The sequence below is a fragment of the Sorangium sp. So ce726 genome, from assembly GCF_051521405.1.
Classification (GTDB): Bacteria; Myxococcota_A; Polyangia; order Polyangiales; family Polyangiaceae; genus Sorangium.
In genome coordinates this window covers 4,798,642-4,811,818 of record NZ_CP150349.1, presented here as the reverse complement: position 1 = coordinate 4,811,818, position 13,177 = coordinate 4,798,642, and the positions used below count along the sequence as shown (strand labels likewise).

At 71.5% G+C, this 13,177-nt stretch carries 12 protein-coding genes; 4 read left to right on the top strand and 8 right to left on the bottom strand.

Annotation, left to right across the window (positions count from 1 at the left end):
• Positions 1-131: 131 nt before the first annotated feature.
• Positions 132-296: a transcriptional regulator gene (locus tag WME79_RS17965; protein ID WP_437537210.1), complete on the bottom strand. Its 165-nt coding sequence runs from the start codon at positions 294-296 to the stop codon at positions 132-134.
• Between the two features lie 647 nt (positions 297-943).
• Here WME79_RS17965 and WME79_RS17960 point away from each other — a divergent pair.
• Positions 944-1,879, top strand: a complete 936-nt coding sequence (locus tag WME79_RS17960) for a ParA family protein (RefSeq protein WP_437537208.1) — start codon at positions 944-946, stop codon at positions 1,877-1,879.
• Positions 1,876-2,781, top strand: coding sequence for a ParB/RepB/Spo0J family partition protein (locus tag WME79_RS17955; protein WP_437537206.1), 906 nt, complete (start codon positions 1,876-1,878; stop codon positions 2,779-2,781). The genes WME79_RS17960 and WME79_RS17955 overlap by 4 nt, the downstream gene beginning before the upstream one ends.
• 188 nt (positions 2,782-2,969) lie before the next feature.
• Here the strand turns inward: WME79_RS17955 and WME79_RS17950 are convergent, their stop codons facing one another.
• From WME79_RS17950 to WME79_RS17935, 4 genes are read right to left on the bottom strand one after another with little or no spacing between them, the layout of a single operon-like run.
• Complete coding sequence (locus WME79_RS17950) at positions 2,970-4,025, bottom strand: tetratricopeptide repeat protein (protein WP_437537204.1); 1,056 nt, start codon at positions 4,023-4,025, stop codon at positions 2,970-2,972.
• Entirely contained in the window at positions 4,022-6,883 is a 2,862-nt protein-coding gene (gene glnD, locus WME79_RS17945) for a [protein-PII] uridylyltransferase (RefSeq protein WP_437537201.1), read from the bottom strand. The genes WME79_RS17950 and glnD overlap by 4 nt, the downstream gene beginning before the upstream one ends.
• Positions 6,884-6,902: 19 nt before the next feature.
• The gene (locus WME79_RS17940; protein WP_437537199.1) at positions 6,903-7,736 is read right to left on the bottom strand and encodes a CheR family methyltransferase; all 834 of its coding nucleotides are present in this window, start codon (positions 7,734-7,736) and stop codon (positions 6,903-6,905) included.
• 15 nt (positions 7,737-7,751) lie between these two features.
• Entirely contained in the window at positions 7,752-8,039 is a 288-nt protein-coding gene (locus tag WME79_RS17935; protein WP_437537196.1) for a hypothetical protein, read from the bottom strand.
• A 186-nt stretch (positions 8,040-8,225) separates the two neighbouring features.
• Here WME79_RS17935 and WME79_RS17930 point away from each other — a divergent pair, with 186 nt between their 5' ends.
• Positions 8,226-9,071 carry an ABC transporter ATP-binding protein gene (locus WME79_RS17930; RefSeq protein WP_437539867.1) on the top strand — a complete coding sequence of 282 codons (846 nt, stop codon included), beginning with the start codon at positions 8,226-8,228 and terminating at the stop codon, positions 9,069-9,071.
• A gap of 114 nt (positions 9,072-9,185) precedes the next feature.
• Positions 9,186-9,569 (top strand): fluoride efflux transporter CrcB, encoded by a 384-nt coding sequence (gene crcB, locus WME79_RS17925; protein WP_437537193.1) that lies wholly within the window; start codon positions 9,186-9,188, stop codon positions 9,567-9,569.
• A 72-nt stretch (positions 9,570-9,641) separates the two neighbouring features.
• Here crcB and WME79_RS17920 read toward each other — a convergent pair whose 3' ends face one another.
• The 3 genes from WME79_RS17920 to rpsB form a co-directional block, all read right to left on the bottom strand.
• Positions 9,642-10,586: a polysaccharide deacetylase family protein gene (locus WME79_RS17920; protein ID WP_437537190.1), complete on the bottom strand. Its 945-nt coding sequence runs from the start codon at positions 10,584-10,586 to the stop codon at positions 9,642-9,644.
• Between the two features lie 9 nt (positions 10,587-10,595).
• Positions 10,596-11,546: a translation elongation factor Ts gene (tsf, locus tag WME79_RS17915; protein WP_437537187.1), complete on the bottom strand. Its 951-nt coding sequence runs from the start codon at positions 11,544-11,546 to the stop codon at positions 10,596-10,598.
• 271 nt (positions 11,547-11,817) lie between these two features.
• Entirely contained in the window at positions 11,818-12,654 is an 837-nt protein-coding gene (rpsB, locus tag WME79_RS17910) for a 30S ribosomal protein S2 (protein WP_437539866.1), read from the bottom strand.
• Positions 12,655-13,177: the final 523 nt, after the last annotated feature.

Genomic DNA, 13,177 nt, shown 5'->3' with positions numbered 1-13,177 from the left:
AGGGATCGTGCAAGCTGATGTGCCGCGCAGCGCCGGCGCTGGCGACGCGACGTCACGGAGCAGCAGCGCCGAGCGCGACCGCGAGGACGTGCGAGGACGTTGAAGCCATCCCGCGCGCCGCGCCGCCGCGCTCAGTCGTCGTCCGAGACGTCGAAGGGGTCCTTGTCGAAGTCGAGCTCGGCTTCGAAGGACCCCTCATCTTCGACGATGTCCTCGAGCGAGAAGCCCACACGGCTCGGGCGGAGAATCTCCCGCTCGAACTCTGAAAAGCTCTGATACGACCTGGGAAGCGGCATCTGTCCTCCTCACATGTGCCGAGGCGACGTCGGTGCGTCGGTCTGCTCGGCGAAGCTGGGCACCACGTCCGTGATCAAGGGGCGGTCAGCGTCGGCCCGCGACTCGAGGTCGAGGGCGGACGACGGCACGAGCCGATCGCCGACCTGCGTTGAAGCGAAGGCGAAAGCACGAGGACCTGCGCAGGAGCGAGCGGCGCAGGGCCGCGCCCGTCGCCCCAGAAGGCGCGAGCGAGGACCCGATCGACGGGCCCTGGGTCGCAGCAGGCGAGCAGCGCCCCGCCGAGGCCGAAGCAGCGGCCTCGCCTCGAGGCTCGCCCGCGTGCCCATGCCTTCGCCGTTCGGCCACCTTTGCCTACATCAAGCGACATGTGGGCACTGTAGATACCCCTGCCGTTCAGGCCAACAATCCGGCAAGCGAACGGTGGGATGGCAGCTAGCTGCTGACGAGGCCCCGCGCGGGTCGCGCCCCCGAGGGTGCCGTTGCTCAGCGTCCAGGGCGTCCCAGGACGCCCGCGGCGGCAACGCGCTGGACCGGCCGCGCAGGACAGACCCGCACGCTCGGTCGAACGTTTGTGTCGAAGCGCCCGCTTCTCTCGACGTGCCGATGGGGGTCGTGTAAGCAGCCTGGTCGGACGCGACACAGCACGATGCCATCGCCCAACGAGGGGGGCGCGCCCGGCAAGCCCGGCTCCGCCCCCAAGCCTTCGCCTGTCATCTTCGCCGTCGCCAACCAGAAGGGGGGCGTCGGCAAGACCACGACCTCGGTCAACCTGGCCGCGAGCTTCGCTGCGGCAGAGTGCCGGACGCTGCTCGTCGACTGCGATCCGCAAGGGAACGCCTCGAGCGGCGTCGGCGTGCGGCGCGGGAGCTTCGAGCTGTCCCTCTACGACGTCCTGATCGGGCGGGCGGCGCTGAAGGACGCGATCGTGCCGACCGAGGTGCCGCTCCTCGGCGTGGTGCCCGCGACCCAGGACCTCGTCGCGGCGGAGCTCGAGCTGGTCGACGCGGACGACCGCGCGGTGCGGCTGCGCAACGCGCTGCGCCCGCACCTCGCGGGCTATGACTACGTCGTGCTCGATTGCCCGCCGTCGCTCGGGCTCCTCACGCTGAACGCGCTCACCGCGGCCCACCGGGTGCTCGTGCCGCTCCAGTGCGAGTACTACGCGCTCGAGGGGCTGACGCACCTGATGGCGACGATCGACCGGGTGCGGAGCGCCTTCAACCCGGAGCTCACGGTCGAGGGCGTCGTCCTCACGATGTACGACGGGCGCAACTCGCTCACCCACCAGGTGGCCGACGAGGTGAAGGCGCACTTCCGCGTCTTCGACGCGATCATCCCGCGCAACGTGAAGCTCAGCGAGGCGCCGTCGCACGGCAAGCCGGCGCTGCTCTACGACGCGCAGTCGAAGGGGGCGCAGGGCTACCTGAGCCTCGCGCGCGAGATCCTGGACGGCCCGCCCGCCGCCGCGGCAGACACGAAGCAGCGGCCGCGCGGGGACGCCGCCGAGGCGAAGCCCCCGGCCGAGCCTTCGCCCCCGCAGAACCCCGGAGAGCGCGCGACGGACGCACGACCCAGATCATGAATGCCGATCAGAAAGGGGCGCGGCGCGCGCTCGGACGTGGGCTCGACGCCCTGCTCCCGGCGGCGCCGCCGGCGACAGCGACTGCGGCCGAGGGGCGCAGCGTGTTCGTGTGCGCGATCGAGAAGATCGTCCCGCAGAAGGGGCAGCCGCGGCAGCACTTCGACGAGACCGAGCTGGAGGAGCTCACCGGCAGCATCCGGGAGCACGGGCTCATCGAGCCGCTCATCGTGCGCAGGACGCAGGCGGGGAACGACGCCTTCGAGCTCATCGCGGGCGAGCGGCGGTGGCGCGCCGCGCAGCGCGCGGGGCTCAGGGAGGTGCTCGTCGTCGTCAAGGACGTCTCCCCCAAGGAGGCGTTCGAGCTCGCGCTCGTCGAGAACGTGCAGCGAGCCGACCTCAACCCGATCGAGATCGCCGAGGCGTTCGACCGGCTGCTGCGCGAGCACAGCTACACGCACCAGACCCTCGCCGAGCGCGTCGGCAAGGACCGCACGACGATCGTCAACTCGCTCCGGCTGCTCCGGCTGCCGCCGCGGATCCGCACCATGGTCATCTCGCGCGAGCTCAGCGAGGGCCACGCGCGCGCGCTGCTCGGCGCGCCCAGCGACAAGGTGATGGCCGACGTCGCGGAGCGGACCGTCCACGGCAAGCTCCCCGTCCGCAAGGTCGAGGCGCTGATCAAGGCGGCGAAGGAGAAGGAGCTCCGGGCCGCCGAGGGCGAGGAGCCCGGCGAGAAGAAGCGCGGCGGGAAGTCGCCGGCGATCAAGGATCTGGAGGCGCGGCTCGCGCGGCGGCTCGGGACCCGCGTCGAGGTGCGCGACCAGGGCGGCCACGGCGAGCTCGGCATCACCTACGGCTCGCTCGACGAGCTCGACAGGATCATCGCGCTGCTCGGCGCGTGAGCCTGCGCGGCCGGCCCCTCGCCCGCGGGCGGTGGGGTGCTGCGGCTCAAGGCGGGGTCTTTTGAACCGCCAAGCGCGCCAAGGACGCCAAGAAGCATAAAAATCTTGGCGTCTTATGGAGCCTTGGCGGTTCCATCGCTCCACCAGAGTGACGGCATTCCGCCACCGTCCGGGCGCGAGGCCGGGCGCTACTTCAGCCTGGCGCTGAGCTCCTTCACCTTGGCGCGGGCGCGCTTGCCGATCTCGGTGTCGCCGCCGTGCTTCCCGGCCTCCGTGAGCGCGGCGATCGCGCTCTGCGGCTTGCGCTCGGCCAGGAACGACAGGCCGAGGTAGTAGTGCGCGGCCGCGAACCGCGGGTCCACCTTGATCGCCGCCTGGTAGTCGGCGCGCGCCCCCGGCTCGTCGCCGAGCTCGTGGCGGCACGTCCCGCGGCGCACGTGGAACTCGGCCTCCGGCTTCAGCTTGATGGCGCGGTCGAACGCCGCCACGCAGTCGGCGAAGGCCTTCGCCGGCCCGAGCATCCGCCCGATTGTCGCGATCGTCGCCACGTCGTCGCCCGTCGCCGCGAGCGCCTTCTTGAGCTCGGCCGCGGCCCGATCGAGCACCTTCGCCTCGAAGAGCATCGCGCCGTAGGCGAAGCGCGTGGCGGCCGTGTCCTCGGCCTTGAGCGCCGCCTCGTAGTGCTTGCTCGCGTTCGCGACGTCGCCCTTCAGCCCGTACGCGTAGCCCAGGTTCTGGTGGAGCGCGGCCCGGTCCGGCGTCTGCTCGATCGCCTTTGAGAGCACCGCGATCGCCTCGTCCGGCCGAGGCGGCTCGTCCAGGTAGAGCGCGGCCAGGTTCAGCGCGGCGGCCTCGAGCTTGGGATCGCTCGCGAGCGCCTTCTTGTACGACGCCTCGGCGCCGGCGCGATCGTTCGTCTTCTCGTTCGCGAGGCCGAGGTAGTAGTGCGCCTCGGCGCTGCCCGGCTCGTGCTCGATCGCCTGGAGGAGGTGCTGCTTCGCCTCCTCGTATTTCTCGTTCTTGATGTACGCGATGCCCCGGTCCAGCGCCGTGGACGACGCGCCCTTCGAGGCCGCCGCGTCGCTGCCCTCGGGCGGATCGGCCAGGAGCGGGTCGCGCTGGGGCTCCTGCGCCCCCCCGCACGCCGCGACGCACGCGGCGAGCGCCGCTGCCGCCAGGACCCGCTGCGCGGCGGGCCTCGCCGTCGTCGTCCACACCGCGCGCGCAAACCACCTCTCGTTCATCCGACACTCCCTTCGCCGTCCAAGCCCTGGAGGACGGCGTGCAGCCGCTCCTCGACCTCTTGCGTCCGCTTGCCGTTCGCGATCTTCGTCCCGTCCGCGTCGCTCACGTAGAACACGTCGGCCACGCGCGTGCCCTCCGTGTTGATCTTGGCGACCGAGATCGAGAGGCCGAGCTGGTAGAGCGCGTCCGAGATCGCGAACAGGAGGCCGGGGCGGTCGCGCGTGAGGACCTCGATCACCGTGTGGTGCGAGGCGCGATCGTCGATGGATATCTGCGTCCGGACCTTCGGCGTCGGGCGCTCGCGCAGCGCGCCGCCCCGGCGCTTCTTGGCGAGCTCGGCGCCGGAGAGCTGCCCCGAGAGCACCGCCTGGATGTCGGTCACGAGCTTCGGGATGGCGCGGGCCACCCCCCCTACCCCTTCGGCGCGATCGCGCACCCAGAACAGGTCGACGGCCTGCAGGCGCACGCCGGCCGGCGGTGACGAGCCCGCCCTCGCGCGGATCACGCCGCTGTCATCCATCCCGTCGTCGTCGCACGCGCGCGAGTGGATCTGCGCCGCGTGGACCTCGAGGCGCGAGGCCGCGAGCGCGGCCGTGATCGCCGCGAGCAAGCCGGGGCGATCCGGCGACACCACGCAGACCTCCGCGGCCTCCGGGTGGCGCGACGGGACGAGCGCGACCGCGACGCTGTTGCCGCTGGACTGCTGCTGCCGGGCGAGCTCCGAGTGCGCAGCGATCGCGGCCGGGCTGTTCGCGAGCAGGTAGCGCTCGGGCATCGAACCGAGGTAGCGGGCCAGGAAGTCCCGCTGCGCGCGCCGATCGGCCTCGCTCGCAGCCGGGAGGTCCTCGAGGGCGCCGACCGTGCCGCTGATCGCGCGGGCCATGCGCTGGTCGTCGATGCCGAACGGCCCCGCGTCCTCGCGCGCGCCGCGCAGGGCCCTGTCCGCGGAGAGGTACAGCTCGTCGAGCATGCGCGCCTTCCATGACGTCATCGAGGTGGGGCTCGTGGTCGAGAGGTCGGCGACCGTGAGCAGGTAGAGATCGCGCAGCCCCTCGCGGCCGTGCACCTCCTGGCAGAACTCCGAGATCGTCGCGGGATCATCGAGATCGCGCCGGGTCGCGATGAGGTACATCACGAGGTGCTTCAGCACGAGGTGGCACGCCTCGTCGATGTCCTCCTGAGGGAAGCCGAGCCGCGCCAGGATCTTCCGGGCCATCTCGGCGCCGCGCCCGCTGTGATCGGTGCCCCCGATCGCCTTGCCCACGTCGTGCAGGAGCGTGGCGAAGAACAGCATCGTCGGCCGCGTCGCCTCGGCGGCGAGCCGGCACGCGAGCCCGAACTCGCCCGCGAGCTCGCCCCGCACGAGCGACGCAAGCCGATCGACGGCGGCGACCGAGTGAACGTCGACCGTGTACACGTGGTAGACGTCGTGGTGGACGCGCCCGACGACCGGCAAAAACTCCGGGATCATCGCGAGCAGGAGGCCGAGGTCGTGCAGCTCGCGGACGACCGACCCGCTCTGCAGCTCCGTCTCCTTGCACGTGGCGACGAGGGTCCGGAACCGCTCGGCGGCCTCGGGGCTCTCACGGAGCGCCGCGCAGAACGCCGGATCGCCGGCGGCGCGGACGATCGCGCCGCGCGCGTAGGGCAAGAGCGGCACGCCGCGCTCGACGGCCTCGGAGACGAGCCGCAGCGCGATCGCCGGATCGGTCCTCAGCAGATCCGGATCGCTCATCGTGATGCAGCCGTCGAAGAGGCGGACCCCGGCGCCGAGGTCCTCGTCGCGGCGGCGGCGCCGCGTGAGCGTCGGCGTGGCGCGCGAGACGATCATGTCGAGGGAGCGCGAGATGGCCCGGGCGCTCCGGTAGTAATCGCTCATCATCCGCTCGATCGCCTCGGGCGACACGGCGGCCTCGTCGGGGGGCGGCGCGCCCTTCCGGCCCGCGTCGGCTGGACCGGCGCCCTTGCTGTAGCCGAGCGCGCCCGCGCACAGCTCCTGCTCGTCGAACGTCAGGCGATCGGTCCTCCGCCCGGAGTGGGCGTGGAGCAGGTTGCGGATGCGCCAGAGCATCTCCGCGGCGCTCCGGATCTCCTCCGCCTCGCGGGCGACGAGCGCGCCGAAGCGGACGAGCGCGTCGAACTCGCCGACGCCATAGCGCGCCTTCGCGGCCCAGCGGGCGACGTCGAGATCGCGCAGCCCGCCCGCGCCGTTCTTCACGTCCGGCTCCAGGAGGTAGACCGAGCCGCCGAAGCGCTCGTGCCGCTGCGAGATCTCCTTCCCGAGGCGCTCGATGAAGCGGGGCAGCTCCGAGTGCGCGAAGATGCCCGACGAGGCGCGCTGCCAGAGCGACTCTGACAGCGAGGCGTCGCCGACGACGTGCCGCCAGTCGAGCAGGCTCGTCGCGGTGGGCAGGTCCTCGCGCGCGCCGTCGATGAGGTCGTCGATGGTGACGACCTGGTGCCCCACGGCGACCCCCATGTCCCAGAGCGGGTAGAGCAGCGCGTCCGCGATGGCGCTGGCGCGCTGGGCGTCGCGGGCGAGGATGCGCAGATCGAGGTCGCTCCGCAGCGCGGCCGCGCCGCGGCCGTAGCCTCCGACCCCGGCGATCGCGACCGAGTCCCACTCCTTGCGGCCGGGCCCGCCGGACTCACGCAGCAGGTGGAAGAGGCGCGCCAGGAGATCGTCGAGCAGGCGCGCGTGGCGCCGCCCCAGGGCGACCCCGACGGCGGCCGGATCCGCGGCCGGCGTGGGGCCGCTCGGAACCGTGCGATCGAGCTCGGCGCGCTCGCGCGCATACGCGGCGCGGAGCTCGGCGAGCCCGCTGGGCCTGGACGTGGGGGAGAGGTCGACGCTCATGCGGTGTCGTTCTGCTTTCTCAGGCGCCCGGGGCGCGGAAGGCGGTGACGTGCGCGTTCACCTTGACCGGCGTGAGGCCGGCGCCGCAGAGGCGCGGCGCCTCGCTCGCGGCAGAGAACAGGAGCCCGCCAGGGCCGAGCTCGGCCGCGAGGCGGCGCGCCACCGCGTCGCCGGCGGGCTCTGCGAGATACAGGAGCACGTTCTTGAAGAAGATGATCTGGAACCCGCCGCTCGGCACGGCGTGCACCAGGTCGCAGACCTCGAAGGACACGACGTCGCGGAGCTGCTGGCCGACGTGCAGCGCGCCGCCCTTCTCTTCACAGTAACGCTGAACGAAGGGCGGAGGGAGCTGGTCGACGGCCTCGGCGGAGTAGACGGCCTCGCGCGCCGCCTCGATCGCCGGAGCGGCGCGGTCGACCCCGAGCACGCTGAAGCGGCGGCCCGCGCTCGCGAGCACCATCGCCAGGGTATAGGCCTCCTCGCCGGTGCTGCACCCGGCCGAGAGGCCGGCGATGGGCAGGTCGGGCGGGAGCCTGGGCAGCACCGAGGTGGCGATGGCTTCCCAGATGATCGGGTCGCGGTAGAAGCGCGTCTCGCCGACGCGGAGCGCGCTGACGATCTCCTCGATGGCCTCCCTGTCGTCCCGCAGCCGCTCGGCGGCCGCGAGCGGCGACACGCCGTGGCGCGCGGCCACGGCGCTGAGCACGGCGAGGACCCGCTCGCGCACCCAGCCTGGGGCGGCGAGGCTGCGGCCCAGGCCGAACCGGCGCTGCAGCTCGGCGAGCGCGAGGTCGACGGCCCGCTGGGCGGACCGCGCCGCAGGACCTCCTCCCGCTCTCGACGATCGGGCCATGGAAGGTCGTCGCGATCAGCCGAGGAAGCCGGCTTTCCTGGCCTGCGCTCCCTTGCCGCCGCCGTCGAGGGCGATGGCGAACACGTCCTTCAGCGCGAGCACAAACGTCTCGCCCTTGGTGCTGCGCGCCTTGAGGAGCCCGCCCGCGCTCGACACGGCCTCGATCTTGGTCACCGGGAGCGACACGCCGTCGTGCGCGGCGTAGAGCGTGAGCACGCGCCCTTCAGGGAGCTCGGCCCAGCCATCCTTGTCGGTCTTCGCCTCTGCTGTCTCGAGGGCTGCCTTGAGTAGGTCGTCGGTCATGAGCAACGTTTCCGTCCCGCGCCCTGCCGCGTCAAGCACGTGCTCGCCCTTACCGTGATGCAAGGCGATCGGCGTCCTGCGGGGCCTCCTCCGTGGTACCGTACTGTGCGGATGTCGAGAAGGCCGCCCAGCCAGGTCTCTCCCCCCCCGCGCGCGACCCCCTCGGAGGCGCAGGAGGTGGGCAACATGCCGCCGGGGTGGCAGCCGGGGGACCACCTCTTCGTCGACGACATCAAGAAATCGTTCGGGGCGACGAAGGTGCTGCACGGCATCACCATGCACCTCCGGCGGACCGAGACGGCGGTGATCATCGGCGGGTCGGGCGCTGGCAAGACCACGCTGCTCCGGCTGCTCATCGGGCTCGAGCGGCCGACCACCGGTCACATCTGGGTCGACGGCGTGGACATGGGCGCGCTCGACGATTTCGAGATGAACCGGATGCGCCAGCGGTTCGGCATGGTGTTCCAGTACGCGGCGTTGCTCGACTCGCTCACGATCTTCGACAACGTGGCGTTCCCGCTGCGCGAGCACCGGAAGCACATGTCGAAGCGGGACATCCGCGACAAGGTCGTGGGCATGCTGAACTCGCTCGGCCTCGAGAACAAGGAGGACCGGATGCCGTCGGAGCTGTCCGGCGGGCAGCGCAAGCGCGTGGGCCTGGCGCGCGCGCTGATGCTGGAGCCCGAGATCCTCATCTACGACGAGCCGACCAGCGGGCTCGATCCGCTGACGAGCCGGATGGTCGACGACCTGATCGAGGAGACGCGGGCGCGCTTCAAGGTGACGAGCGTGGTGATCTCGCACGACATGGCGAGCACGTTCCGCATCGCGCACCAGGCGTTCCTCGTGATCCAGGGGCGCGTCGTGGCGTCGGGGACCCCGGACGAGCTGGCGCACGGCGACAACGAGCAGGCGCGCCAGTTCATCGCGGCGTCGGGGGTGGCGACGGATGAAGTGTCGCGGGTGAACGGGCCCGCGCGCGCCGAGGGCAAGGGCGGCCAGGTGATCGAGTTCAGGAAGGCTGCGGAGTAGGTCGCGCAGGCGCGCGGCGCTTCACCCGCGCGCGCGTCGGGCCTGCCGTGGGGCGGACGGAAGGGCACCGCCGCCGGGCACGGTGATCGCGACTCGAGCGACGAGGTGAAACGAATGGATCGGTGGTTCTGGATCGGCCTCGGCGGCGCAGCGGGAACGCTCGCCCGCTACGGGCTATCGACGTGGTGCCAGCAGCGCTTCGGCGCCGAGTTTCCGTATGGAACGCTCGCGGTCAACGTGATCGGGTCGTTCTTGCTCGGCGCCATCGGAGAGATCGCCGCAACGACGGAGCTCCTGTCGCCGACGCTCCGCCTCAGCCTGAGCACCGGCGTCATGGGCGGCTTCACCACGTACTCGAGCTTCAACAACGAGACGATCCGGCTCATCGAGTACAAGTCGTGGGCAGCGGGGCTCGCCAACATTGCGATCACGCTGGTCGGTTGCCTGCTCGCCGGCGTCCTCGGGATGGTCGTCACAAGGCGGCTCATCGCGGGCTAAGGGCGCCGGAGGCAGGGCCGTTTCGCTGGGCCGGGGTTATCCCTGGGTCCGAAGTGTCGGGCCAGCCCTCGGTCAGTCCACGAGCCCGGGCGCACCGGTCGCTTCGTCCAGCCGCACGAAGCTCGCTCCCCCGCGTGAGACCTCCACCACGAACGCCACCAGCGCCTCGAGCCGCCTGCCGAGCGGCACCCGAAGCTCCGGCTGGTACGGCGCTAGCGCCTCGAGGCCGTCGCTCCGGTCGAGGAAGTCCATGCCGTGGAGCTCCAGGTTCACGAGCGCCTCCCCGGCGCACGCGCGCGCCAGGAGCCGCGCTCCTGCCGCACCCGTGAGCGCCACGCTCGTCCCGATGACCGGCAGGCGGAGCCCCGGCGTCACCTGGATCGGCAGCTCGATGAAGCGCCGGCCGCCGCGCTGGTACCATGGTCGTCCCGGCCGGTAAGGCCGGCGCGGCGCCGCGAGCACACGCGGGGTGTCCAGGATCGCCGAGGATCCCCTGCCCTTCACCCGCTGCACGCCCATCGCGAGCGCCTTCGCGGCGTAGTACGGCGGACATGGGAACACCGAGGAGTCGAACGCGACCCCCACGGCGTCGAGCGCGTCGAACAGCGCGTCGCTCACCGTGTACCCCGGCGCGCGAAAGCCCGTCGGACGCCGGCCGACCGCCTCCGCGATGGCCTCGGCGCCCAGCAGGACTTCCCGCGCGATCGCGGCGCGCGGGAGCCGCGAGAGGTCGTAGCGGTGCCCGTACGAGTGGTTCTCGACCGCGTGGCCAGCGTCGCTCAGCGCGCGCAGGGCCGCGGCGCTCTCGGGGCGCGCGAGGTCGCGGCCGATCGCGAACAGCGTGACGGGGATGCCGTGGGAGGCAGCGAAATCAGCGATGCGCGGCAGCGCCGTGTCGTAGACGGCGTTCAGCGCGACCGCCGCCCCGGAGCGTTCCGGGACGGCGAGCCCGTGGATGGCGAAGTAGTTCGGGACCTCGTCGAGGTCGATCGAGACGGCGGCGAGGCGCCCCCGCATTGGACCGCGTCAGCTCGCGGCCATCTTCGCCACCTCGGCGGCGAAGTCGTCCTCTTTCTTGGCGATGCCCTCGCCGCGCTCGTACCGCACGAAGCGCGTGAGCTTGAGCTCGCCGCCGGCCGCCTTCGACGCCGCCTGGAGGAGCTTCTCGATCGTCTGGCCGCTCTCGCCACGCGACGCGGCCTCCACCGACTCCTGCTCGAGCAGCGCGACCTCCGAGTACCACTTGTTGAACTTGCCCTCGATGATCTTCGGCCACGCCGCCTCGGGCTTCGGCTTCGGATCCTCGCGCAGCTGACCCTCGAAGATCTCCTGCTGCTTGGCCTTCTGCTCCGCCGTGACCTCTTCGCGACGGAGGACGAGCGGGCTCATCGCGGCGGCCTGCATCGCCGTCTCTTCGACGAACTTCTGCACCGCAGGGTGCTCCGCCACCGCCTGGCTCGACGCCTCGACCGCCACGAGCACGCCGATCTTGCCGCCGAGGTGCACGTATTCGTGCGCGACGCCGTGCTTGCCCGCCGGGATCGACACGCGATCCCACCGGCGCACCGCGACCTTCTCGCCGATGCGCGCGGTCAGCTCGGTGGCCGTGTCGGCGATCGACTTCCCGCCGATCGAGAGCTGAGCCGCGTCCGCGCCCTCGGGCGCCTTCTCGACCGCCGCGAGCACGTCGCCGACGAACTGCCGGAACGCGTCGTTGCGGGCGGCGAAGTCGGTCTGGATGTTGACCTCGACCATCGTCGCGCTCCGCCGGTCGGCCGCGATCACCGCGCGGACCTCACCCTCGGTGGCGGACGCGCCGGCCCGCTTGGCGCTCTTCGCGAGACCCTTCTTCAGGATGATCTCGACCGCCTTCTCCATGTCGCCCTCGGCCTCCGTGAGGGCGCTCTTGCAGTCGCTCATCCCCGCCTGGGTACGCTCACGAAGCTCCTTGATCGCCTGCGCATTGATGCCGGCCATGGCTCTTTCTCCTTCAACCTGGAACCTAGATAGGAAGAGGCCGCGCCGAGCGGCCCCCGTTCACCACACGTCCGACTGCTGTTGCACGAACGGCCCGAGCGAGGGCGGGTCGAACCGCAGAGGCACAGAAGGCGCAGAGGCTTGAAATTTTCATTTCTGTCCCTGCGCCCTCTCTGCTCTCTCGCGGCTACCACACCGCCCAGGCGAGCGGCGACGTCGTCGTCACCACGCCGCCGAGGCGCTGGGCCGCTCCGTTGCGGCTCGCGCCGCGCTACGACGCCTGCTGCTGGCGCGGACCGCCGCCGCGGCCACCACGGCCGCCCTGGTAGACGTTGATCTCGTCGCGCTGGCCGCGACCGCCGCCCGCCCCCTGCTGCGCGCCCTCACCGTGATCCTTGCGGCGCTGCGCGCCCTCGACGCACGCGTCCGCGACGCGGGCCGTGATGAGCCGGATCGAGCGGATGGCGTCGTCGTTGCCCGGGATCACGAAGTCGACGAGATCCGGGTCGCAGTTCGTGTCCGTGATGGCAACGACCGGGACGTTCAGCTTGCGCGCCTCGCTGATCGCGATCGACTCCTGGTGCGGATCGATCACGAAGATCGCCGCCGGGAGGCCGCCCATCCCCTTGAGGCCGCCCAGGTACTTCTCGAGCCGCTCGCGCTCCTTCTCGAGGCGGACGACCTCCTTCTTGAGCAGCTGCTCGTAGGTGCCGTCCTCCTTCATGCGCTCGAGGGTGCGCAGGCGATCGAGGCCCTGCTTGATCGTGCGGAAGTTCGTCAGGGTGCCGCCGAGCCAGCGGTTCGTGACGAAGTACATGCCCGCCCGGCGGGCCTCCTCCTGCACGATGTCCTGCGCCTGGCGCTTCGTGCCGACGAACAGCACGTGGCCGCCGCGGCCGACGGCGTCGGTCAGGAAGTCGTACGCGCGCTTGAAGAGCCGCGTCGTCTGGTCGAGATCGATGATGTGGATGCCGTTGCGCGCGCCGTAGATAAACGGCCGCATCTTCGGGTTCCAGCGCTTCGTCTGGTGGCCGAAGTGCACGCCCGCGTCGAGCAGCGAGCGGAGCGGAAGCGGGAAATCCCCCGGCTGGGGGGCGGCGGCCTGCATGGTGTCGGCCGCGGGGACGGATGCGGAGAAGCTGGTATCGGTCACGGCAGTGTCCTTTCGGTTGGTCCGCCGCTCCCCCTCCCGCGACCAACCCCAGGCGCGGACAGGAGCGTCCGTGCTGCTGGGGCACCGGGCCGCGGAATGCCGTGGGTGCCAGGAGAGCGTGTGGATTCGGTTCAGCGGCAGCGAAGGCGAGGATTCAGCCTCCGCTGTCCCCCTCGTCACGAGACCGCAAGAAGGGGGCGGTTTGCTACCCCGAGGTGCCTCGCTTGTCAAGCGATGAAGCCGCCGCCTCGCCGTGCACAATTTCCGTGTGTTTGCGTGTGTCTTCGCGCGGTTGTCCGCGCAGCCATCCACGCTCCACACGGATATCCGCTCAGTTGTCCGCGCAGTTCTCCGCTCAGTTCTCCGCTCAGTTGCCTTCGTTGCGTCAGTTGCGCCGATGGGACCACGCGGCGCGAAGCACGGGAACGCCGGGCCACGCCCCTTGGCGCGCCGTGGCCCGGCATCCGCGATGGCGTAC

Coding starts and splice junctions, on each gene's coding strand:
- WME79_RS17965 (WP_437537210.1), bottom strand. CDS start 296: ATGCCGCTTCCCAGGTCGTATCAGAGCTTTTCAGAGTTCGAGCGGGAG.
- WME79_RS17960 (WP_437537208.1), top strand. CDS start 944: ATGCCATCGCCCAACGAGGGGGGCGCGCCCGGCAAGCCCGGCTCCGCC.
- WME79_RS17955 (WP_437537206.1), top strand. CDS start 1,876: ATGAATGCCGATCAGAAAGGGGCGCGGCGCGCGCTCGGACGTGGGCTC.
- WME79_RS17950 (WP_437537204.1), bottom strand. CDS start 4,025: ATGAACGAGAGGTGGTTTGCGCGCGCGGTGTGGACGACGACGGCGAGG.
- glnD (WP_437537201.1), bottom strand. CDS start 6,883: ATGAGCGTCGACCTCTCCCCCACGTCCAGGCCCAGCGGGCTCGCCGAG.
- WME79_RS17940 (WP_437537199.1), bottom strand. CDS start 7,736: ATGGCCCGATCGTCGAGAGCGGGAGGAGGTCCTGCGGCGCGGTCCGCC.
- WME79_RS17935 (WP_437537196.1), bottom strand. CDS start 8,039: ATGACCGACGACCTACTCAAGGCAGCCCTCGAGACAGCAGAGGCGAAG.
- WME79_RS17930 (WP_437539867.1), top strand. CDS start 8,226: ATGCCGCCGGGGTGGCAGCCGGGGGACCACCTCTTCGTCGACGACATC.
- crcB (WP_437537193.1), top strand. CDS start 9,186: ATGGATCGGTGGTTCTGGATCGGCCTCGGCGGCGCAGCGGGAACGCTC.
- WME79_RS17920 (WP_437537190.1), bottom strand. CDS start 10,586: ATGCGGGGGCGCCTCGCCGCCGTCTCGATCGACCTCGACGAGGTCCCG.
- tsf (WP_437537187.1), bottom strand. CDS start 11,546: ATGGCCGGCATCAATGCGCAGGCGATCAAGGAGCTTCGTGAGCGTACC.
- rpsB (WP_437539866.1), bottom strand. CDS start 12,654: ATGCAGGCCGCCGCCCCCCAGCCGGGGGATTTCCCGCTTCCGCTCCGC.